Source organism: Micromonospora sp. NPDC049102 (assembly GCF_043197485.1).
In the GTDB taxonomy this organism is placed as follows: Bacteria; Actinomycetota; Actinomycetes; order Mycobacteriales; family Micromonosporaceae; genus Micromonospora.
The window spans coordinates 15,613-37,695 of record NZ_JBICTE010000017.1; the positions used below are offsets into that span (position 1 = coordinate 15,613).

At 71.3% G+C, this 22,083-nt stretch carries 19 protein-coding genes and 1 tRNA gene; 3 read left to right on the forward strand and 17 right to left on the reverse strand.

The window, feature by feature from the left end; translation table 11 throughout:
• Window positions 1-49: 49 nt before the first annotated feature.
• The 6 genes from ACGFH9_RS17815 to ACGFH9_RS17840 form a co-directional block, all read right to left on the reverse strand.
• Window positions 50-742 (reverse strand): hypothetical protein, encoded by a 693-nt coding sequence (locus ACGFH9_RS17815; RefSeq protein ID WP_393220267.1) that lies wholly within the window; start codon window positions 740-742, stop codon window positions 50-52.
• Complete coding sequence (locus tag ACGFH9_RS17820) at window positions 739-3,075, reverse strand: hypothetical protein (RefSeq protein ID WP_393220269.1); 2,337 nt, start codon at window positions 3,073-3,075, stop codon at window positions 739-741. Before ACGFH9_RS17820 ends, ACGFH9_RS17815 begins: the two co-directional genes overlap by 4 nt.
• Window positions 3,072-3,431 (reverse strand): DUF6507 family protein, encoded by a 360-nt coding sequence (locus ACGFH9_RS17825; RefSeq protein ID WP_355049251.1) that lies wholly within the window; start codon window positions 3,429-3,431, stop codon window positions 3,072-3,074. Before ACGFH9_RS17825 ends, ACGFH9_RS17820 begins: the two co-directional genes overlap by 4 nt.
• A 38-nt stretch (window positions 3,432-3,469) precedes the next feature.
• Window positions 3,470-3,772 carry a pore-forming ESAT-6 family protein gene (locus ACGFH9_RS17830; RefSeq protein WP_355049252.1) on the reverse strand — a complete coding sequence of 101 codons (303 nt, stop codon included), beginning with the start codon at window positions 3,770-3,772 and terminating at the stop codon, window positions 3,470-3,472.
• Between the two features lie 17 nt (window positions 3,773-3,789).
• The gene (locus tag ACGFH9_RS17835) at window positions 3,790-4,125 is read right to left on the reverse strand and encodes a hypothetical protein (protein WP_393220272.1); all 336 of its coding nucleotides are present in this window, start codon (window positions 4,123-4,125) and stop codon (window positions 3,790-3,792) included.
• Between the two features lie 323 nt (window positions 4,126-4,448).
• Window positions 4,449-4,522: transfer RNA gene (locus tag ACGFH9_RS17840), tRNA-Thr, on the reverse strand.
• Between the two features lie 146 nt (window positions 4,523-4,668).
• Between ACGFH9_RS17840 and ACGFH9_RS17845 the strand changes: the two genes are divergently transcribed.
• On the forward strand, window positions 4,669-6,405 hold the full coding sequence (locus ACGFH9_RS17845) for a metallophosphoesterase family protein (RefSeq protein ID WP_393220275.1): 1,737 nt from the start codon (window positions 4,669-4,671) through the stop codon (window positions 6,403-6,405).
• A gap of 143 nt (window positions 6,406-6,548) precedes the next feature.
• Here ACGFH9_RS17845 and ACGFH9_RS17850 read toward each other — a convergent pair whose 3' ends face one another.
• The 6 genes from ACGFH9_RS17850 to tmk form a co-directional block, all read right to left on the reverse strand.
• Window positions 6,549-7,388 (reverse strand): stage 0 sporulation family protein, encoded by an 840-nt coding sequence (locus ACGFH9_RS17850; protein ID WP_393220277.1) that lies wholly within the window; start codon window positions 7,386-7,388, stop codon window positions 6,549-6,551.
• Window positions 7,389-7,728: 340 nt separating this feature from the next.
• Window positions 7,729-8,409 (reverse strand): hypothetical protein, encoded by a 681-nt coding sequence (locus ACGFH9_RS17855; RefSeq protein WP_393220279.1) that lies wholly within the window; start codon window positions 8,407-8,409, stop codon window positions 7,729-7,731.
• Complete coding sequence (locus ACGFH9_RS17860; protein WP_355235477.1) at window positions 8,409-8,714, reverse strand: hypothetical protein; 306 nt, start codon at window positions 8,712-8,714, stop codon at window positions 8,409-8,411. The genes ACGFH9_RS17855 and ACGFH9_RS17860 overlap by 1 nt, the downstream gene beginning before the upstream one ends.
• 1 nt (window position 8,715) lies before the next feature.
• A complete protein-coding gene (locus ACGFH9_RS17865; protein ID WP_203122400.1) occupies window positions 8,716-9,045 on the reverse strand; it encodes a YbaB/EbfC family nucleoid-associated protein in 330 nt (109 codons plus the stop codon).
• Window positions 9,046-9,168: 123 nt separating this feature from the next.
• Window positions 9,169-10,443, reverse strand: a complete 1,275-nt coding sequence (locus tag ACGFH9_RS17870) for a DNA polymerase III subunit delta' (protein WP_393220282.1) — start codon at window positions 10,441-10,443, stop codon at window positions 9,169-9,171.
• Complete coding sequence (gene tmk, locus ACGFH9_RS17875) at window positions 10,443-12,506, reverse strand: dTMP kinase (RefSeq protein WP_393220470.1); 2,064 nt, start codon at window positions 12,504-12,506, stop codon at window positions 10,443-10,445. Before tmk ends, ACGFH9_RS17870 begins: the two co-directional genes overlap by 1 nt.
• Window positions 12,507-12,850: 344 nt before the next feature.
• On the opposite strand from tmk, the gene ACGFH9_RS17880 reads away from it, so the two are divergent.
• Window positions 12,851-14,056 (forward strand): amino acid deaminase/aldolase, encoded by a 1,206-nt coding sequence (locus ACGFH9_RS17880; protein WP_393220284.1) that lies wholly within the window; start codon window positions 12,851-12,853, stop codon window positions 14,054-14,056.
• A 31-nt stretch (window positions 14,057-14,087) separates the two neighbouring features.
• On the opposite strand, the gene ACGFH9_RS17885 is transcribed toward ACGFH9_RS17880, so the two are convergent.
• Window positions 14,088-14,678 carry a TetR family transcriptional regulator gene (locus ACGFH9_RS17885; protein WP_393220472.1) on the reverse strand — a complete coding sequence of 197 codons (591 nt, stop codon included), beginning with the start codon at window positions 14,676-14,678 and terminating at the stop codon, window positions 14,088-14,090.
• Between the two features lie 226 nt (window positions 14,679-14,904).
• Between ACGFH9_RS17885 and ACGFH9_RS17890 the strand changes: the two genes are divergently transcribed.
• Window positions 14,905-16,221: a D-arabinono-1,4-lactone oxidase gene (locus tag ACGFH9_RS17890; RefSeq protein ID WP_393220286.1), complete on the forward strand. Its 1,317-nt coding sequence runs from the start codon at window positions 14,905-14,907 to the stop codon at window positions 16,219-16,221.
• A 43-nt stretch (window positions 16,222-16,264) separates the two neighbouring features.
• Here the strand turns inward: ACGFH9_RS17890 and ACGFH9_RS17895 are convergent, their stop codons facing one another.
• The 4 genes from ACGFH9_RS17895 to ACGFH9_RS17910 all read right to left on the reverse strand — a co-directional run bounded on the left by ACGFH9_RS17895 (window position 16,265) and on the right by ACGFH9_RS17910 (window position 22,074).
• A complete protein-coding gene (locus ACGFH9_RS17895; RefSeq protein WP_393220289.1) occupies window positions 16,265-17,479 on the reverse strand; it encodes a CapA family protein in 1,215 nt (404 codons plus the stop codon).
• Between the two features lie 79 nt (window positions 17,480-17,558).
• Entirely contained in the window at window positions 17,559-20,396 is a 2,838-nt protein-coding gene (gene topA / locus ACGFH9_RS17900; RefSeq protein ID WP_393220292.1) for a type I DNA topoisomerase, read from the reverse strand.
• Between the two features lie 335 nt (window positions 20,397-20,731).
• Window positions 20,732-21,541, reverse strand: a complete 810-nt coding sequence (locus tag ACGFH9_RS17905; RefSeq protein ID WP_393220295.1) for a hypothetical protein — start codon at window positions 21,539-21,541, stop codon at window positions 20,732-20,734.
• Window positions 21,532-22,074, reverse strand: a complete 543-nt coding sequence (locus ACGFH9_RS17910) for a hypothetical protein (protein WP_393220297.1) — start codon at window positions 22,072-22,074, stop codon at window positions 21,532-21,534. The genes ACGFH9_RS17905 and ACGFH9_RS17910 overlap by 10 nt, the downstream gene beginning before the upstream one ends.
• Window positions 22,075-22,083: the final 9 nt, after the last annotated feature.

Consider the following 22,083-nt stretch of genomic DNA (forward strand, 5'->3'; position numbering starts at 1 on the left):
CAGGCGGACCGGCGACTGGCTGCGCCGAAAACCTCCAGATCTTCCCCCACTAGCTCGGTTCACGGCGGCCGATGAACGCGCTCACACTCTCCGCCTCGGCGCGGGTCTTTTCATGGAGGCCCGGATCGTTCGCCAGACGATCGAAGTAGCCCTTCTCCTCCGAGCCGTCAAGATCGAGAATCGCTGGAATGGTGACGATCGTCAGACGCCACTGCAGACGAGGTGTGGCCTCCTTGAGGAGGTTGACCACCCGGGCTCGTTCCGAATCGTCCAGTTGGTCGGGCCCCACACCGCGGAACCAGCGGACCAGGCTCTCTGTCGCTCCCTGCAGGATGAAGAAGGCCCATGATCGACCAATGCTGTCGATCACCTCGTCCGGTGGCGTCGTCCACGTCACGCCGAAGACGTCCTCCGGGTCCAGGTACGCGTCGGCCCAGGCGCGAACCTTCTCGGGCGTAACGTCGGCGAGAGTCGGCATCGACTGCTTCAGTCGCGTGTAGAGAATGAACCAGTAGTCGTCGAAAAACTCCTTGGGAAGTCCCCAATCGGTCTCGTCGCCGTAACGGTCCCGGACGTCCACCAGATAGGCGAGGCACGTCTCCAACGCCCGTAGGGCTTCGGCCCGCTGCGGTGGGCCGGGCGGCAACTCACGCGTCGCCCTTCCACGCTCGACGGGATCCGCCAGCCGCCACGGGAGTGGCACGGCCGCCAGCATTTCGGGGGCAACCCAGGGATCGGTCACAGAAAATCAACTCCGTAGGGCCTGAGGAAGTCACGTGCCGCGTCGAGATTCGGCAGGTGCTCGCCGAACCAGGCGCCCGGCTTGCGCATCGGATGCGCCGGGTCGGCTGCGGCCCGCTCCACCGCCTCCTGCAGCACGGTCAACTGCTGCGGGGTCAAGGTACGTCCGCCGATGGTAATCGGTACGTTCTGATCGGCGAGCCGTTCAATCGCCATTTGCGGAGGATCGCTGCCAGCGCGGCTGAAAAGTCCCGTCCAGCCCTCATCGGTGCCGACCCGGACGCTCACCTCACGTCCCGGGGCGCCGTTACGCCAGTCGAGCATGCGATCCAACTGAGCGGGATCGGATCGGAACTTGTTGGCCACGGTCTGTGCGGTGGCCTTGACCTCCGTCACGTGAACGTTGCCGTCAGCGGTCTGGTAGACGAGATCGCCTTCGGGGATGCGCCCGGTGTCGACGACCGTGCCGTTGCCCAGGTTGACCCGTTCACCGGCGACGACGTTCAGACCGATTTTGCTGCCGGGCGCTAGATCGCCGCTTTGCAGCACCTCGTTCGCGGCACGCAGCTCCGTCGCCGCCCCCTCGAAGGCAGACCGGTCCCCGCTGAGGTTGTTGAGCACGTCACGGAAAATGTCTCCCTGCCGGTCGACGCCCCCCGCCAGCCGCCCGGATTCCTGGAGGTCCATGAAGTCCCGCGCCGCCTGGTTGGCCACGCCGTCCGGCAGGTCGGTACGGGAGAGCAAATCCTGTACTTGAGCCCGCGCTGCAGGGTCGAGCCGGCCAGCCTGGTCGAGGAACCGCTGCTGCTCATCCGGTGTGAGATCCCGCCCGCGATCGGGGTTTCCTCCGCCCGGCGGGTTCCCGTCGGGGGCGTTGCCGTCCGGCAGGTTGCCACCAGGCCCATTGCCGTCCGGCAGGTTGCCACCAGGCCCATTGCCCTCTGGCAGGTTGCCGCCCGGGGTGTTGCCGTCCGGGATGTGCCCACCGGGGGCGTTGCCGTCCGGGATGTGCCCACCGGGCGTCAGGTCACCTGGGACGTGACCGCCTGGCGTGTTCCCGCCAGGCAGGTGGCCGCCCGGGCCGTTGCCGCCGTCCATGTGCATCGCGTCGCCACCGCGGACGGTGGGCATCTCGACGTCGAAGCCACGCCCGATCGGCACGTCGCCGGCGATCGCCGGGACCAGCCCGAGCTGCGGGATCTTGATGTCGAACTTCCTGGCGAAGTTGATGGCCACCTCGCCGACGGTGGGCAGCTTGTCGAGCCAGTTTCCGGTGCGCACCAGTGCGGCGCTGATCCGTGCGGCGGTGGCGCTGCCCCGAATGGTGTTGACCGCCGCGCCCGCGCCGCGCAGCCCGGAGGCGGCACCCTTGGTACCGACGATCGCCGAGACGATATTGAAGGTGGCCATGCCGGCCGCCTTCGACTTGTCCTCGCCCCACGTGTCGTACGCGATGATGGTCTTGCCCGCGTTGAGCAGGAGGTTGCCCGCCTCACGCTGCTCCATGAACGGCATGCCGACCGTCTGGTCGATCACGATCGTCACCGGGTTGACGTAGATGGAGACCGCCCACACGAACTTGCCGAGCCCCAGCCACGACTGACCGGCGGTGCCCCAGCTCCAGTCGCCGGTGGTGGGATCGCGGCCGATCAGCCCGCCCAGGTCTTGAAGCATGGTGACGAAACTGATGCCCACGCCGACGAAGTACGCCCCCACGTCGCCCAAGAAGCCGCGGTCGTGCTCCTCGTTGCTGCCCCACGGCAGAGCGCCGTCCTCACCGGCGGCGGCGTTCAGCGTGTCGGCGGTGAAGCCGTACTCGCCGTCCTCGGCCTGACCGTCGGCGTTGTCGGCCCGATACTGACGGCCGCCGTACAGCGCGTTGATGGTGTTGGCGCACTTGCGCTGCGCCTCGAAGAACGCGGCCACCTGTGTATTCACGGCGGTGATCAGGCCGTTGTGTTTGTCGACCTTGCCCTGGTCCTCGCGCCAGTCCTCGTCGTCCTTGATCGAGCCGACGAACTCCTCCGCCTGACCCTTCAGCGCGGCGAGTTGAGCCTTGATCTCCTTGACCTCAGTGGCGTACGTGGCCAGAGCGGCCCCGACGGCCTGGATGTCCTCGCCGACGGAGGCCGACACCGTACGCACCGGGCCGGTGGCGGCGAAGAGCTGCGCTGCCTCCGGCGCCTTGTACACCGCCGCCAGCCCCTGCCAGGTGCTGTCGACCGCCTGGCCGGTGTTGGCGAAGTCCACGCCGGCCGTCCGGACCGTCTGGGCATGGGTAGCCAGCGTGTCCATGTTGCCGGGGATCTGCGGAATCTCCCCCGGGTTGATCATCGGGGCACCGCCCCACCGCCCGGCCCCGGCATGGTGGCCGACGGGTCGGGTGCCGCCGCGGCGCTGCGCTGCGCGTTCGCGGCCATCTCCAGATCACCTTCGACGTAGGCGTTCGTCGCCTGCGCCGCTGCCTGCATGCACGCCCCCGTGCGAGTGAACACGAACTCGAGATCCGTCCGAATCGACTCGACGAAGCCCTGAAGCGCCTGGCCCACGATCTCCGAACTGGACTCGGTGGCGGATCCCTCCAACGCCGAGTTCAAGCTCGTCATCTGCCCCTCGAAGGGCATGGCCGCGGCATGTGTACGAGTCAGGACGTCGCGCACTCCACCGGGGGAGATATCCCACGCGCTCACGCTCGTGCTCCCTCGTCAACAACTCGTCGGATAACGACTCAACCGATCGACTGCACCGCAGAGCGGGCCCGGGACAGCGTGGTGTTCGCCGTCTCGTCGTTCTTGGTCATGGTGGTCTTGACCAGGTCGATGATCGTGCGAACCTCGCCCGCTGCCCGGTTCCACCGGTCCTCGACGGTCCGGTACTCCTCGGACACCCCATCGGCCTGGAAGTCGGCCATCGCGGCGGCGACGTCGGAGCTGCGCTGCGAGATCAACGACTCGAGCCGCCCGATGATGCCGGCGAGGTCACCCTGGACCTGCTGCGAGGTGCCGGTGTCGAAACTACGTCGGTCTGTCATGACTGTCACTCCCCGTGTCAGCGGCTGCTGGAGAACCTGGCGGCGTCGAAGTTCGCGGTGCCCTCGGACGACCTGGCGTTGTCCGACATTTCGGTGTCACCCTGGCCGAACGAGGAGTCCATTCCACTCTGGCCGCCCAGAATCGCGCCGAGAGCCGAGTTGAGTTCGGCGGTGACCGAATCGGCGTTGGCCTTGAACGAATCGAATGCCACCCGTCCGGCCCCGTTGAAGTTGCCCTGCAACGGCTCGGCCGCGGCGATCAGCTGCTTGATCAGAGAACCGAGATCATCGGATGATCCCTGCGTCTGCTTGGTCAGACTGCCGAGCGTCTGAGCTCCCATGTCGAACTTCATGCCACCACTCCCCGCTCCTCGACCGAACGTCCGACATCAATGCTACGAGATCCACGCCACATCATCCTCATTGGATTTCAGGTGGGACGGCGAAGGCCGTACATGGGCGGGGGTAACGTGGTGGGCGAGCCCGTCCGGCCCCCGCCCTGTCGCTTCCCATGCGCGCGAGAACCTCACCTGCAACCTCCGTCGCCCTCTGCCGGGTCGCGGGTCAGTGGCATCCCGATCGACGCCTCGGCAGCAGTCCGGGCGGGGCCGCCTGCGCGATTGTCGACCTCGAGAAACGGCGGAAGCCCAGGTCGATGACCTGGGCTTCCGTACCGAGCCGCCTGACGGAATCGAACCGTCGACCTACGCATTACGAGTGCGTCGCTCTAGCCGACTGAGCTAAGGCGGCAACGATCAGCAAGTATACGGCACCCGAAGGACCCGGGCGGAGCGGGATACCCCTGCGGCACTCCGGTCAGCACCAAACGGACAACCGCCCCCATCCGGCTAATTACCGGACAGCGCTGCATCCAGACCGGTACTACGCTGCGGCGGGTGACTGACGAACGCGACGATCACCCAGGACCGGCGGAGGAACAACCCGACGGGGAACCGGCTCCTCGCCGCCCGCTCTCGACCGATCCGCTCGAACTGGGCTTCACCCCGCGCAAGCCGGTGCCGTGGCTGGCGCCGTTCCTGCTGATCAGCACCGGCATCCGGACGCTGCTGGCGATCCTGTTCGGCGCGTACCTCGACAAGCGCGAGTTGCAGAACGCCTTCGGCGACGGCATCTTCCGCCAGGCCGGACCGGACGGTGGGCTCTGGCTCGACTACGTGGCCGACCTCGGGGACGGCTTCCACGCCACCTACTCCGTCGCGTACCTGCTGGCGCAGCCGGAGTTGACCGTGGACGGGCACCGGCTGCCCCGCGCGCAGACACTGGTGATGGGCGGCGACCAGGTGTACCCGTCGGCGGCCTACGCGGAGTACGAGAACCGCTGCAAGGGCCCCTACCAGGCCGCGCTGCCGGCGACGCCACCCGACCGTCCCACGCTGTTCGCGGTGCCGGGCAACCATGACTGGTACGACGGCCTGACCGCCTTCCTGCGGCTGTTCGTCCGTTCCCGGGACCGTAACTTCGCCGGCTGGCGTACCGGGCAGTCGCGGTCGTACTTCGCCGTCGAGTTGCCGGCCGGATGGTGGCTGCTCGGCGTCGACGACCAGTCCGGCTCGTATCTGGACGACCCGCAGTTGGCCTACTTCGACGAGGTGGCCCGGCGGCTCACCCCGGAGTCGAAGGTGATCATCGCGACGCCGTCGCCGACGTGGGTGAAGGCCGCCGACAGTCCGACGGCGTACGACTCGATCGACTACTTCGTCCGCACGATCATCGACCCGACGGGTGCACAGGTACGGCTGCTGCTCTCCGGCGACCTGCACCACTACGCCCGCTACAACGGACCCGAGCGGCAACTGATCACCTGCGGTGGCGGCGGGGCCTACCTGTACCCGACGCACAAGCTGCCCGAGCGCATCGAGGTGCCTCCGCGCGACACACTGGCCCGGCGGGCCAGCCGCACCCAGGCGTACGACCTGGTGGCCCGCTATCCGGACGTGGCCCGCTCGCGCCGCTACGGCTGGGGCATCTTTCCTCGACTGCCGTTCCGCAATCCCGGCTTCACCACGCTGCTCGGCACCCTGCACACCCTGCTGATGCTCGCGATGGCGGGCGCGACGGCGAACTGGGCCGACAGCAGCGACCAGCGACTGTTCAGCGTCCCGCTGGTGATGATGGTGCTCGTGACGGTGATCGCAGCGGTCCTGTTCGCCAAGCCGCCCAGCGCCAGCGGCAAGCGGCACGCGCGGCACTGGCTTCTCGGCGTCGGCCACGGTGTGGCCCATGTCGCCCTCGCCGCCGGCGGCGCCTGGGTCTGGTTGGCCCTGCCGTTCTACGACTGGCCGTGGCCGCTGCCGGCGGTCGCCGCAGTGGTGCTGTACGGCCCGGTCATCGGACTGGTGGCGAGCCAACTGGTGGCGGCGTACCTGCTGGTGGCAAGTGCGTTCGGGGTGAACGTCAACGAACTGTTCGCCGGCCAGGGCATCGAGGACTCCAAGTCGTTCCTGCGGCTACGCATCGACCCGGACGGCACGCTGACCGTCTACGCGATCGGCGTCGATCGGGTCTCCCGCGACTGGCAGGTCAATCCCGACCAGTCCCCGACGGCAAGCTGGCTGCTCCCCAAATCCCCCCTGACCCCGCACCTAACGGAACCCCCGGTAGTCCTCACCTGACCCACTCCACCGTCCCGCCTAGTTGATCATGAAGTTATTGCCCCGACACGCCGACAGCGGTGGCAATAACTTCATGATCAACCGGGTGGGGGTGGGTGGGGGACGGGGGGGTGGGGGGTGGGGGTGGGGGTGGGGGTGGGGTGTTAGGGGGTGTAGTGCTGGTCGTGGGCTTGGCGGGGGGCGCAGACGGAGGCTCGGGAGCAGGAGCAGCGGGAGCCGTCGGCGTCGAGGCGGACGGTCACCGCATCACGGGGGACGCTGTGGCCGACCACTCGACCACTACCCTCGGGCGTCGTCACCCGACTGCCGACGGCGGGCGCGGTCTCCTGGAAGCGCTGGTACAACGGGTGCTCGTACTTGAGGCAGCACATCAACCGACCGCATGCCCCCGAAATACGCAGCGGGTTCAGCGGCAGGTCCTGATCCTTGGCCATCCGGATCGTCACCGGCTCGAAGTCGGTGAGGAACGTCGCGCAGCACAGGTCCCGGCCGCACGACCCGATGCCGCCCTGGACACGGGCCGAGTCACGCGCCGAGAGCTGGCGCAGCTCGACCCGACAGTGCAGGGTGGCGCCCAGGTCGCGGACCAGCGAACGGAAGTCCACCCGGTGCGGGGCGGTGAAGTAGACGGTGCTGCGCTCGCCACCGCCGTCGGCGGAGCCGAGCACGTGGTCGACGGCCACCACCTTCATCGGGAGGCCGTGCGCGCGGATCAGCCGTTTCGCCGCCACCTTCGCCTCGGCCTTGCGGCGACGCAGCGCCTCGTCGCGGCGTAGGTCGTCGTCGCCGGCCACGCCCACGAGCCGGGGGAAGCCGTCGGTCTCCTCGCTCACCCACTGAGCGGCCCAGACGCACTCGGCCACCTCGGGCCCGTCGTCGGTCGGCACGAGCACCCGGTCACCCACCTGCGGACGCAACTCGCCCGGGTCGAGGTAGTAGAGGCGCCCGTACCGGTTGAAGCTGACCGCGCAGAGCATGCCCATCCCCCCACCCTACGACGGATCACCGCCAAGGACGCAGCGGCCGATGCCTCGACCACCATTCATCACCGTCGAATCGACCGATTGCCGGGCCACCCGTCGTGCCGATGACCCTCGCCCAGACGGTTGAATCCGCGCCCCAGGAGGGGACAAACACTCGCGAGCGGCGTTGAGTGGAGGCAGACCTGCGGGGGGTGCAGGGGGAAGACCACGGCGTCGCCGTGGGCGCCGACTCTGCTCAGGCGCCCACGAGCGACGCCGTGGCCTGTCCGCGAGCGAGCCCCATGGCCGGACCGAGCCACACACCAGGGCCGGAGCGCGACGACGTCGTGGCCGGATCTGGCTACCAGCCGACCCGGGTGGGCTGGTCGTAGCGGGGGCGGCCCTGGGGCGTCGGCCGCCAGGTGGACTCGGCCAGGCTCGGCGTCCACTGGCGCAGCAGGGTCTCGGCACCGTCGTACGCGACGCAGAGCACCGCCAGCACCCGCGCGGCGATCTCGGCCGCGTCGGCGACGCCCGGCCCGACCGGCGTCAGGCGGGTCGGTGGACCCGCCGCGGTGGCGGCGACCACAGCCACCGCCTCGGCCGAGCGCAGCACGTCGGCCACCGTCCGGGCGAGGGCGAGGCGGCTGCCCTCCACCCAGTCGGCGAGCGCGTCGGCGTATCCGGCGGTGGATTCCATCCGGCCGACCAGGCTCTCCGGGCCTTCGTCCAGGTGGCGCAGCAGCGCGGCACGCTCCTGCCCGTACGCCGAGGCGGCCGGCCCCGACCAGAGCACGGGGTCGGTGAGCGCGGCGCCGACGTCGTCGTACCCCCGGACCAGCCGGCGCACGGCGTGCCCGGCGCTGGCGAGCGGCGCGGGGTGCAGGTCGAGGAAGCCCCGGACGGCGTCGCCCGGCAGCACCTGCATCCGGCGTAGCAGCGGCCAGAGCCGGTGGCCTTCGGGGACGCCGGCCGCGAGCAACGCGTCCACCCGGCGAAGCAGATCGAGGCCGGGTTCGGCGAGCCGGTCCAGTGGATCCATCACGGCTCTCCGGTGATCCGGCGTCGTGCGGCGCGGTCGACCTCGGCGTAGCGGTCGGCGGCCTCGCGGACCGCCGACGCGGCGGCGGCGAGCCGGCCGGCGGCGGCTCGCGCCTCGCGGGCCCGGTCGTCGGTGGCGGCGGCCCACTGGCGGTACAGCGCGCGACCGATCTCGCCGGGGCGACCCGGGGCGTCCGCGCCGAACGCGGTCTGGGCCGGATCGCTGGCGGTGACGGTGTGGGACAGGGTGGTGAGCGTGGCGCTCGCCTCGTCCAGGCGGGCGGAGAGGGCGCGCAGTGTGTCCATCTCAGGCCCCCGCGAGCGGTCGGTAGGCGGCGAACGTCTCGTTGTGCAGCTTCTCCCGGGCCCACTCGGCGGCGTCCGCCGCCGCGGTGACAGCGGCCTGCACCGAGCCGGCCACGTCGCGCGGGCTGCGGGCGTGCAGTGGCCCCAGGAACCGGACGTCGGTGATCCGCCCGCCGGCGGTGACCACCACCTCGACCAACCCGTCCGGTGATCGTACGGTGACCTCGACCGTCGACACGGCCTGGTCGAACTCGGCCTGCAACGACTCGATACGGCGGTAGCGCCGCACCGCCTCCTCGATCCAGGCCTCGTCAATCTCCCCCCGCGGCATCGGCGACTCCTCCCGGATGGGCCATCACTGAGCGTGCTGTCGCCGTCACCACGGCACACCGGACCGTACCGCACACCAATCGCGCGTGTCGATGGCTGTGGACAACCGGGCGGGAGCTGCGGCTCAGTCCTTCCAGAGGGCCAGCATCATCGCCTCGACCGCGATGCGGGGCTTGACGTTCGCCTCGATCGCCGCCCGGCAGGCGAGCACGGCCTCCAACCGGCGCAGCGACCCCTCGGCGTCCCACTTCTGGGCTCCGGCGGCAGCGAGCGCGGCGGTGTCGGTGTGCACCGCGTCGACCGGGGCGCGCAGCGCCATGGTGAGCGCGTCGCGGTAGAAGCCGGCCAGGTCGACGAGCGCCCGGTCCAGCGCGTCGCGTTGGGCGCGGGTGGCCCGCGACTTCTGCCGCCTCTCCAGTTCCTTGAGCTGCCCGGCGGCACCCCGGATCGCGCCGGCCGCGCCCCGCCCGGTGCCGCCCGCGCCGAGCGCCGTCTCCAGCGCGGCCCGTTCGGCCGTGTCGGCCTCGGCGACCGACGCCTCGGCCTCCGCCTCGGCGGCCTCGATCAGCGCGGACGCCGCGTCGAACGCCGCGCCCACGCCGGTCAGCCGGCGCGGTACGGCCAGCACCGCCTCACGCCGCTTGCGGGCCTCCGGGTCGCGGGCGAGCCGGCGGGCCCGCCCCACGTGGCCCTGCGCGGCCGACGCCGCCCACTGCGCCACGTCGGGCGCGATGCCGTCCCGACGGACCAGCACCTCGGCCACCGCGGTAGCCGGCGGCTGCCGCAGGGGTACGACCCGACAGCGCGACCGGATGGTCACCGAGATGTCGTCCGGGTGGGTGGACGGGGCGCAGAGCAGGAAGACTGTCCGTGGTGGCGGCTCCTCGATGGCCTTGAGCAGCGCGTTGCCGGCCGCCTCGGTGAGCCGGTCGGCGTCCTCGATGACCACCACCTGCCAGCGCCCGCCGGACGGGGTGCTGGCCGCCCGCAGCACCAGCGCGCGCATCTCGCCGACGCCGATGGAGAGCCCCTCCGGCACCACCAGCCGGACGTCGGCGTTGGTCCCGCCCATCGTGGTGTGGCAGCCGGGGCACTCGCCGCAGCCGGTGCCGTACGTGCATTGCAGAGCTGCGGCGAAAGCGCGGGCGGCGACCGAACGGCCGGAGCCCGGAGGCCCCGTGAAGATCCAGGCGTGCGTCATCCCGGTGGACGGGTCCAGCACGCCGGGCCCGGCGTCACCGGCCTTGGAAGCAGCCTCGCCGGGAAGGCCGACGGCGACCAGCGCGGGTGCCCGGTCGGCGGCACCGGCGGCCAGCACGGCTGCCGCCGCGCCGGCGGCCCGGCGCAGTTCGGCGACCGCCTCGTCCTGGCCGACCAGGTCGGCGAAGACGTCGGGCATCAGGTCTTGTGCTCCATCGTCACCAGCTCCGCGTCCGATAACTCCGGTTGCACCGAGGTGTCCGGGCCCTGCGCGGGCCGGGGGTGCACGATACCGCCCGGCTTGCCGAGCATCTCCCGCACCCGCCGGACCACGAGCTGAGTGATCTCGTCGACCGGCTGGGACGCGTCGAGCACCAGGTAACGCTTCGGATCGGCGGCGGCGAGGTCCAGGAACGCGTAGCGGACGCGCTCGTGGAAGGCGATCGACTCCGCCTCGAGCCGGTCGGTGCCCGCGTTGCGCGAGGCCACCCGGGACAGGCCGGTCCGCGGCTCGACGTCGAGCAGCACCACCAGATCCGGCTTGAGCCCGCCGGTGGCCCAGGAGGAGAGCCAGGAGACCTCGTCGACCGGGAGCGTGCGCCCGGCGCCCTGGTACGCGAGCGACGAGTCGACGTACCGGTCACTGATCACCACGTCGCCACGGATCAGCGCGGGCCGGACGACGGCCGCCACGTGGTGCGCCCGGTCGGCGGCGTAGAGCAGCGCCTCGGCGCGCGGGGAGGGCGCCTCGTCGCCGGAGGTGTCCAGCACCAGCGACCGGATCCGCTGGCCGACGGCCGTGGCCCCCGGTTCGCGGGTGACCAGGACGTCGCGCCCCTCGGTACGCAGCCGCTCGGCGAGCGCGGTGAGCTGGGTGGACTTGCCGGCGCCTTCGCCGCCCTCGAACACCACGAAGAGCCCGGCGGAGACGAACGGCTCGGAGGGCATCAGCGGACGACCCCGGATCGAGCCCCACAGGTCGGCGAGGACAGGTACGCCCTTCTTGTCGTCCATCTGGCCGAACGCGCTGATCCCGGCGAAGATGCCGGCGGCACCGGCGGCGAGCAGCAGCAGGCGGGTGGAGGAGACGGAGATACCGAGGTCGGCGATCGTCAGTTTGCGGGAGCCGCCGACGCCGACCAGCACGCTGCTCAGCCCGATGGCCAGGATGAGCACCAGCCGGGTGCCGATCTGCACCACCGCGAACACCCGGCCACGCACCTCGTCGGCCACCTCGCCGCCGAGCAGCGTGGTGCCGGCCAGGAAGGCCATGCCGGCGCCGGCGCCGACCAGCACCGCGCCGACGATCGCCATGGACAGGTGGATGGCGAAGGCGAGGGTCATCACGGCGGCGCTGGCGAGCACGATGCTCATGCCGAACCACCGACGCCGGGACATCTCCTTGACGATCATCGGGCCCAGACCGATGCCGAGGGCCAGCCCGAGGAACATGGCGCCGAAGAGCAGCGAGAACGCGGCATCGCCAGCGCCCAGCGAGTTGGCGAAGAACTTGGCCGTGCCGACCACGATGCCGCCACCGGCGAACGCGCCGAAGATGCCGAGCACCAGGCCGCGGACGAGCGGGGTCTGGCCGATGTACTTCCAGCCCTCGGAGAACTGCCGGAACATGCTCTGCTCGGCACGCTCGACCTCACCGCGCTGCGCCTCGCTGATCTCCTTGATCCCGAACGCCACAACGAGCGCGGTGGCGAGCCGGGAGAAGGAGTTGATCCAGAGCGCGAGCTGGGCCGGCTCGGCCCAGGAGGGCAGGTCGCCGCCGACGGCGCCACGGACGCCACGGTCGAGCACGGCCAGGCCGACGGCGGCGGCGATCGGGGTGAGGCCGTACGTGGTGATCAGGGTGAGCTGGTTGGCCGCCTCCAGCCGGGCCCGCGGGATCAGGTTCGGGACCGCGGCCTCCTTGGCAGGGATCCAGAGCAGGGTGATCGACTCGATCAGGAAGGTGGCGATCAGCGCCCAGCCGACCACCAGGCCGCCCGCGGCGCCGCTGAGGGCGTAGAGCGGAATGGACGCGAAGAGGACGAAGCGCAGCAGGTCGCAGATGACCATCGTCCAGCGTCGGTCGAACCGGTCGGCGAAGACGCCGGCCACCGGGCCGAGCACCAACGCGGGCAGCAGCCGGATCGCGGTCACCCCGCCGAACGCGGCGCCCTGGGCGGTGCTGCCCTGCACCTGGGAGGCGGCGAACAGGGCGGTGGCCAGCAGACCGAGCCAGTCACCGAAGGAGGCCGCGCCGAGCACGATCCAGAGCCGCCGGAACGGCCTGATCCGCAGAACCGAGCGGATCGCGGCGTAGCCGGACGGGTCGACCTGACCGGAGCTGGACTGGTTGGCGGCGTTGCCCGACTGGTCACCCGCGCGCGACACGCCGGGCGACTCGCCGCTGTTCTGGCTTTCGATGGCCGTACCTCCACGTGCCGGCCCATCGCTGGGCACCCCCGGTGCAACACTCTAGACCCGGTGGGGGCCGCCCCACCGGCGACATTCTCCTGCTCGCTGAGCCTAGGCCGCCGAAGGCGTCGACCGCAGCCCAGGACGTATGCGAGGATATTTCGCATTCTTCGTCGGACAGTTAGCGTGCACACGTGGCCATCGAAAGCGACAAACTGCGCGAGCGCCTGGACCGGGCGACCGCCCATCTCGACCCCCCGTACGCCGTGGTGGATCTCACCGCCTACGACAGCAACGCGGCTGCCCTGGCCGACCGCGCCGCCGGCAAGCCGATCCGGCTGGCCAGCAAGTCGGTGCGCAGCCGGGACCTGATCGGCCGGGCACTCACCCGGGAGGGTTGGCGCGGTGTCATGGCGTTCACCCTGCCCGAGGCGATCTGGCTGGTCCGGGCCGGCCTCAGCGACGACGTGCTGGTGGCGTACCCGAGCGCCGACCGGGCGGCGCTCGCCGAACTGGCCGCCGACCCGACACTCGCCGACGCGATCACCCTCATGATCGACGGCACCGGCCAGCTCGATTTCGTCGACGCCGTCCGCGCCCCCGGGCAACGCGCCGAGCTGCGACTCTGCGTGGACCTGGACGCCTCCTGGCGGCCGCTACGCGGGGTGCACGTCGGCGTCCGCCGCTCACCGGTGCACAGCGCCCGGGCGGCCGGCGCGCTCGCCGCCACCGTCGCCGGCCGCGCCGGCTTTCGGCTGGTCGGGCTCATGTCGTACGAGGCGCAGATCGCCGGCCTGGGCGACGCGCCGCCGGGGCGGGCGCTGCTGGCCGGCGCGATCAGGCTGGCCCAGCGAGGCTCCTACCGCGAGTTGCTGGCCCGTCGTGGTGCGGCGGTGGCGGCGGTACGCGAACACGCCGACCTGGAGTTCGTCAACGGCGGCGGCACCGGCAGCGTCGCGGCGACCAGCGCCGATCCCGCGGTCACCGAGGTCACCGCGGGATCGGGCCTGTACGGGCCGACGCTGTTCGACGCGTACCGCGCCTGGCGGCCCACCCCGGCGGCGTTCTTCGCCTGCGCGGTGGTCCGCCGACCGACGCCGGAGTTGGCGACGGTGCTCGGCGGCGGTTGGATCGCCTCCGGCCAGGCTGCCGACAGCCGGCTGCCCCGACCGTGGCTGCCGGCCGGTCTGAAGCTCGTCGGCACCGAGGGTGCCGGCGAGGTGCAGACCCCACTCTCCGGCGCGGCGGCGGCCACCCTGCGCGTCGGCGACCGGGTGTGGTTCCGGCACGCCAAGGCGGGCGAGCTGTGCGAACGGGTCAACGAGCTGCACCTGGTCGAGGGGGACGCGGTGCTGGCGACCGTGCCCACCTACCGGGGCGAGGGCCACGCGTTCCTCTGAGGGCCAGCCCGCCCAGCCGGCCGCCGCTTGGTCAGGCGGGCTGGGCGGCCTCGGCGGACCGCTCGCTGTCGCACCCGTCGACCTGCCGGTGCAGGTACTCCCGGATCAGCGCCTTCGCCTCGAGCAGGACCCGCTCGTCGCCGTCGGACTTCCGCCGGAACGCGAGCTTGATCAACGCGTCGGCGGCCTCCACCGCGATCTCCAGGACGAAGCGCAGCTTCGGCACGTCGGTCAGGCCGAACCGCTCGGTGAGCACCCGCGCCAACTGGTCGGCGATGACGCCGTTGTTGTCGCGCTGCTCGTCGAGCAGGTGCAGGTCGACCACGTCGCCGAAGTGCAGGGTACGAAAGCCGGGAACGGTGCGGTGCATCGTGATGTACTCGTCGATCCCCGCGTCGACGCCGTCCCACCAGTGGGTCATCTCGTCGGAGGCGAATCGCTCGTCGAGCCGCTGCAGGTAGGACTCCATCGTGCGCAGGGTCAACGCCTGCACGATCGCCCGCTTGTCCGGGAAGAACTGGTAGACCGACCCGATCGCCACTTCGGCGCGCTCCGCGAGCAGGGTCGTGGTCAGCCCCTCGTACCCCACCTCGTCGACGAGTTCGGCGCAGGCGTCCAACATGCGCTGTACCCGCGCGACACTTCGACCCTGCACCGGTACGCGGCGCAGCGGCCCGGTCGTGGCGGCTGGTGTGGACACTCGGTGCCACCCCCCTTCGACGGATGAACATATCTCCACGTCACGAGTCCGTGACTACCGGTACAACGAGCGGACTGCAATTGCGGTATTTACCAGCGACAACGTTCCTGATATGAAGTCAGTTCATATTCATGAATGGGGAGAGCAGATGGTCGGCACCGCACCGCCCACCGCTCGCTGGTCCAACTGGGCAGGCAACCAGAGTGGCAGCGCCACCGCCGTCCTGCGCCCCGGCTCGCCGGACGACGTCACCAAAGCCGTCCGGGACGCCGCCGCCAGCGGAGGCCGTATTCGCGTCGCCGGCAGCGGCCACTCGTTCACCGCCGTCGCCCTCGCCGACGACCGGCGGATGGAGTTGTCCGAGCTGGAGACCAGCGTCAGCGTCGATGTCGCGCGCCGACTGGTCACCGTACCGGCGGGAATGACGCTGCACACGCTCAACGGGCTGCTCGCCCGGCACGGTCTGGCGCTGCCCAACCTGGGCGACATCGACGCGCAGACCGTCGCCGGGGCCATCTCCACCGGCACCCACGGAACCGGCCCCGGCTACGGCTGCCTCTCCACCTTCGTCGAAGCTCTCACCCTGGTCACCGGCACCGGCGAGGTGCTGCGCTGCTCCGCCGACAACAACCCCGACGTCTTCGCCGCCGCCCGGGTCTCGCTCGGCGCGCTCGGCGTCCTTGTCGAGGTGACCCTGCGCTGCGTCGACGCCTTCGTCCTGCACGCCCACGAACGTCCCGCCGCCCTGACCGATGTGCTCGGCGGCCTTCCCGCGCTGGTCGGTCGGCACGACCACGTCGAGTTCTACTGGTTCCCCTACACCTCCCGGGTCCAGGTCAAGGCCAACGACCGGTCGCCCGCGAACGACCGTCCGCTGCCCCGCTGGCGCGGCTGGCTGGACGACGACTTCCTGGCCAACAGGGTCTTCGCCGGCGCCTGCCGTCTCGGCCGCGCCGTACCGGCCCTCGCGCCCGGCATCAGTGCCGTATCCGCCCGCGCGCTCACCGAACGGCGGTACACCGGACGCTCCGACCGGGTGTTCTGCACCCCGCGCCGGGTGCGCTTCGTCGAGATGGAGTACGGCCTCCCCCGCGAGGCCCTGCCCGAGGCGCTGACCGCACTGCGGCGGATCGTGGACGGACTGCCGTTCAAGATCCTCGTCCCGGTCGAGGTGCGGTTCACCGCCGCCGACGACATCTGGCTGTCCCACGGCTACGGCCGGGACAACGCGTACGTCGCCGTGCACCAGTACGTCGGCATGCCGTACGAGCCGTACTTCCAGGCCTTCGAGAAGGTCGCCGCGGCACTGGGCGGTCGCCCGCACTGGGGCAAGCTGCACTACCGCGACGCGGCGTCACTCGCCGAGGCGTACCCCCGCTTCGCCGACTTCCAGGCCGTCCGCGACCGGCTGGACCCCCACCGCGTCTTCACCAGCCCGCACCTGGCCCACGTCCTCGGGGTCTGACGGCGCGCTGGAGCCCGAGGGGCCGCGTCCTCGGCGGTGGCGCTCAGCCGCCCGACGCCACCACCTGGTCCGGGCCGGCACCCAGGGCCCGGACGTAGCCGATCACCCGCTGGTACGCCGCCCGATAGTCGTCCCGCAGACCTGGTGGGGTGCCCGGGTCGGCAAGCGCTGCGGTCAGGTCGACCAGCCGGAGGGCCGGTGCCAGGTCGGTCCAGGTTGGCAGTGCCTCCATCCGGGTCACCGCCCAGCGCCCCGAGGCGGTCTCGGTGAAGGTCGACCGGACCATCACGCCCTCGCGGTTGTCGTCGATCGGCTCCTCGTGCCGGGCCAGCTCGTTGCCCATGCCGAACACCACCCACTTGTCGCCGAAGCGCTGGAACGGCTGCACCGCGTGGGCGTGATGGCCCAGGATGAGGTCCACGTCGGGCGAAGAGATCAACTGCCGGGCCCAGGCCCGCTGGTCGGCGTCGGGCAGGTGCTGATACTCCGTACCCCAGTGCAGGCTGAGCACGACGATGTCGGCGCCGACGGCGCGCGCCTTGTGGGCGGCGGCAAGGATCTTGGGCGGATCGATCAGGTTGGCCAGCCACGGCTGGCCCGCAGGGCGGCTCAGCCCGTTGAAGTTCAGGCTGTACGACAGGTGGGCGACGCGGACGTCGCCGACCTGGTAGATCCGGGGCCTGGCCGCTTCGGCGGCGCTGCGGGCGCTGCCGGTGTGCCCCAACCCGGCGGCGTCGAGTGCGCGGATTGTCCGGGCCACCCCGTCGGTGCCCTGGTCGAGAGTGTGGTTGGAGGCGGTCGAGCAGCCGTCGAACCCGGTGGTGCGCAACCCGTCGAGCACCTGCGGAGGCACGTTGAACGACGGATAGCCGGCGAACGGGCCGGCGGGATCGGCCAGTGGCGTCTCGAGGTGGCACAGCGCCAGGTCGGCGCCGCGGACCGCCGGGGCGACCCCGGCGAACATCGGGGCGAAGTCCATACCCCCGGCACGGGCAGCGTCCCGGCGTGCCTGGTCGGTCACCGCTGGATGGATCAGAACGTCACCCGCGGCGACGAGTCGCACGGTCCGCCGGCCGGCGGGATCCCGGGTCGGCCCGGGGGCGACGGTCTGCGGGGGAGTGTGCCAGGCGGTGGCCCCGGCCGGCTGGGAACTCCCGGCATCCATCGCCGAGAAGCCGACCGCGGCCACGGCGAGCAGCAACGCCCCCGCCGAGGCGCCGACGAGAACGCGGCGACGTGTGGCAGTGGAGGCGAACATGCCCTCACGTTAGGGGACCTCCACCAACCCCCTGTCCCAAATAGGACATTTCATCCATATGGGACAGGGGCGGCGATCGTCACTCCTGGGCGGGCCTGGCGGCGGCTTTCTTCGGGGCCGCCTTCTTCGCCGGGGTCGCCTTCCTGGCCGCCGTCGCCTTGGCGGTGGTGGTCTTCTTCGCGACGGTGGACTTGCTGGCGGCGGCCGTCTTCTTGGTGGCCGTGACCTTCTTGGCGGGCGCCTTCTTCGCCGCCGCCTTCTTGCGCGGCGCCGGACCCTTGGCACGCTTGTCGGCCAGCATCTCGGATGCTTCCTCGATGCTCAGCGCCTCCGGAGTCTGGCCACGCCGCAGGGACGCGTTGACCTCGCCGTCGGTGACGTACGGGCCGAAACGCCCGTCCTTGATCACCAGCGGTTTCTCGGTCAGCGGGTCGACGCCCATCTCGCGCAGGGGCGGCGCGGCGGCCCGCCGGCCACGGGTCTTCGGAGCGGCCAGCAGAGCCAGCGCCTCGTCCAGGGTGACCGTGAACATCTGCTCTTCGGACTCGAGCGAGCGGAACTCCTCGCCCTGCTTCACGTACGGGCCGTAGCGACCGTTGTTGGCGAACACCTCGACGCCGTCAGGCGCGACGCCCACCAACCGGGGCAGGCTCAGCAGCCGCAGCGCCTCGTCGAGGGAGAGCGAGTCCGGCGTCTGCGAGCGCAGCAGCGAGGACTTGCGCTCGCCGCTGGAGACGTACGGGCCGAAGCGGCCGGACTTGAGCACGATCGGCTCGCCGGTCGCCGGGTCGTCGCCGAGCTTGCGCTCGCCGCTGCCGCCCAGGAACAGCTCGTGCACCTTCTCCGGGGTCAGCTCGTCCGGGGCCAGGCCCTCGGGGATCGGTGCCCTGTCGCCCTGCGGGCCGGCCTCCTCGCCCTCAGCCGGAGCCGCCGGCGTCTCGCCGGGAACCGACCGCTGGAGGTACGGCCCGTACCGGCCGACCCGGACGACGACCTCCCGGCCGTCCTCGTCGGTGAAGAGCGGGATCGAGTTGACGCTGCGCGCGTCGATCTCGCTCAGGTCCTCGGTGACCAGCTTCTTGAGCCCACCGGAACGGGCGATGTCCTGGTCACCGGCGCCGTTGGAGCTGCCGAAGTAGAACGCGGTGAGGAAGTCGACGGCGGCGTGGTCACCACCGGCGATCTCGTCCAGCTCGTTCTCCATGCTGGCGGTGAAGTCGTAGTCGATGAGGCGGGGGTAGTGCCGCTCCATCAGCCCGATCACCGCGAACGCCAGGAACGTGGGGATCATCGCCTGGCCGCGCTTGGTGACGTACCCCCGGTCCTGGATCGTCTGCATGATCGACGCGTAGGTGGACGGGCGGCCGATGCCCAGCTCCTCCAGGGCCTTGACCAGCGACGCCTCGGTGTAGCGCGACGGCGGCTGGGTGTGGTGGCCCTGCGCGGCCAGCTCGTCCGCGGTCAGCGGCTGGTCCTTGACCAGGGTCGGCAGCCGGCGCTCGGCGTCCTCGGCCTCGGCGTTCTCGTCGTCGCTGGACTCGACGTACGCGCGCAGGAAGCCCGGGTCGGTGATGGTCTTGCCGGTCGCGCCGAAGTCGGCCTCCTCCTGGGAGGTGGAGACCGCCCGGATGCGCACCGACACGCTGGAGCCGACCGCGTCGGTCATCTGCGAGGCGATCGTGCGCCGCCAGATCAGCTCGTAGAGCTTGAACTCCTCGGCGGACAGCTCCTTGGCCACCTCGCCCGGCGTGCGGAAGTTGTCTCCCGCCGGGCGGATCGCCTCGTGCGCCTCCTGCGCGTTCTTCACCTTGCCGGTGTAGCGGCGGGGCTCCGGCGGGACGCTGCGCTCGCCGTACAGCTCGACGATCTGCCGGCGGGCCGCCGAGATGGCGGTCTCCGACAGGTTGACCGAGTCGGTACGCATATAGGTGATGTAGCCGTTCTCGTAGAGCCGCTGCGCGGTGCGCATCGTCTGCTGCGAGGACAGGCGCAGCTTGCGGGCCGCCTCCTGCTGGAGGGTCGAGGTGATGAACGGCGCGTACGGGCGGCGCCGGTAGGGCTTCTCCTCGACCCGCGTGACAGTGAACGGCCGACCTTCGAGTCGGGCCGCCAGCCCACGGGCGCCGCCCTCGTCGAGGTGCACGACCCCCGCGCCGGCACGGACGCGGCCGGTGGTCGGCTCGAAGTCCTTACCGGTGGCGATCCGGTCGCCGTTCAACGCGATCAGGGTGGCGTTGAAGTTTCGCGGCCCCTCGCCGGCGTCCGCCACGGCGAGCGTGGCCAGGATGTCCCAGTACTCGGCGGTGCGGAACGCCATCCGCTGCCGCTCCCGCTCGACCACGATCCGGGTCGCCACGGACTGCACACGGCCCGCCGAGAGCTTCGGCATGACCTTCTTCCACAGCACCGGGGAGACCTCGTAGCCGTAGAGACGGTCGAGGATGCGCCGGGCCTCCTGGGCGTCGACCAGGTCGCGGTCGATCTCGCGAGGGTTGGCCACGGCAGCCTGGATGGCCGGCTTGGTGATCTCGTGGAAGACCATCCGCTTGACCGGCACCTTGGGCTTGAGCGTCTCGACCAGGTGCCAGGCGATGGCCTCGCCCTCGCGGTCCTCATCCGTGGCCAGGAAGATCTCGTCGACCTCCTTGGCGAGCTTGACCAGCTTGCTGATCTGCTGCCGGCGGTCGGCGGAGACGACGTAGAGGGCATGGAAGCCGTTGTCGACGTCCACCCCGAGGCGGGCCCAGGACTCGCCCTTGTACTTGGCCGGGACGTCGGCGGCGTTACGCGGCAGGTCGCGGACGTGACCGAAGCTGGCCTCCACGACGTACCCCGGGCCGAGGTAGCCCGAGATCGTCTTGGCCTTCGCCGGTGACTCGACGATGACCAGACGGGTGGTTCCAGCGTTGCTCGGCACGTTTCTCCCCGACCTCACTCCTGCTCGTGGCCTGCCGGCGCCTACGACAGCGACCGCTCTCGACCCCGCCGTGGCACCGGCGGTCCGGATGTCCAACGTAACGCGCCGTCCGCGCTTCGGGTTTCGCGGGCGGCAATCCGCTGCGGCGCGACGGTCGAGTCCGTCCGCCGTGCTCGACACTGCCAGACGGCGCCACCGTACACCGTGGGTAGGGCTCGAAGCGGGTCACTGTGACGATGGCGGGCCCTCAACCAGCCCGTCCAAGCCCAGCTGTCCAACACCGGACACCCCACCCCACGCCGCCCCCGCACCCCTCGGGCCCGGCGCGGCGACGGTTACGGCCAGGCGTTCGCCGGTGCCGCCGTCGGCGGTCCCCCGACCAGTTCGGCGAGCCGCGCCAGGCGGCGGCGACCGGTGATCCGGTACGCCGGGCCGCCCTCGTCGGGGCCGAGCAGCGTGCCGGCCAGGCCGGCGGAGGTGAGCGCGGCACCTATCGCGTCCCACGACTCCTGGTCCCCCGCGCCGAGCCCCAGCAGGAAGCCGCTGGGCGGCTCCGGCGTCCCGGCTGCGGCGACCCAGAGCCGCAGCCGGCGGCCGGTCAGGTGGAAGGCCGCCGGAGGACGCTTCGCCGGACCGTTCAGCCAGGCGATCGCGAGCGGCTTCAACAGCCGGGTGTACGACGTACGCACGGCGTGTCGCTGGTCCTCGGTCGGTGCCCAGGTCGCCGCCAGCCCGCGCAGCGCCAACTCGGCGACGAGCACGTGCACCCGCCAGGCGGCGTCCACCCGTACCGCGAGACGGGCGGTGCCGCCCATCCGGACGACCTCGCCAGGCCCGGCGAGCAGCCCGGCCAGGTCGGCGACCACCGGTTCGGCGGCATCCGCGCCGAAGAAGACCAGTTGCCGCCCGGCGTCGTCGGCCCGGGGTGGCGCGGGGTGGCTCGACTCCGACCGGTCGGGATCACCGCGCCGCCGGCTCGGGCCCGACGTCGCCGGGCGGGTGCCCGACGGGTCGGCGCCCGACGGGTCGGCGCGCGACGGGTCGGCGCGCGACGGGTCGGCGCGCGACGGGTCGGGCTCGGGTACGGGGAACAGCGCCGGCAGCGACTGCGCGGCCGGCGTGTCACCGAGCCCGTTCAGCGACACTCGGGCACCTCGTCGAAGGCCTTCTTCAGCTCCTCGGAGTTGAGCTTGCTGGTGTCCAGCGCGCTGGCGTCGTACTCCTTGTTCAAGGTGTCGACGGCGGTCCGCACGCCGTCGTAGAAGGCGGTGGGTTCGCCGGTGCCCAACCCCGCGATGGTGTCCCGGGCCCGGCCGTAGGCGTCCCGCATCTTCTCCAGCGACCGGCGGAAACCGGCGGAGACGGCCTCGCCGTTGTCGGTCTCCGGGACGCCTGCCTGCTCGACCTTGCGACGCGCGGTCTCGCTGGCCTGTTCCGCGCCACCGAAGAGCCGCACCAGATTCTCCTTGGCCTGTGCCGGAGTGGTCTGCGCCGTCATCTGCTGGTCGGTGCTGCTGGTCAACTTGCTGATCTCGGAGCGCCACGGGGTGAGTGCGCCGCAGACCGACGCCGCCCAGGCCCGTGGGCTGGGACCACCGCCGCAGCCGGCGAGGACGACGACGAGCGTGGCCAGGACCACCGTGAGCTTTCCGGCGGCAGACGCCCGGCACGTACGCATGCGTTGCAG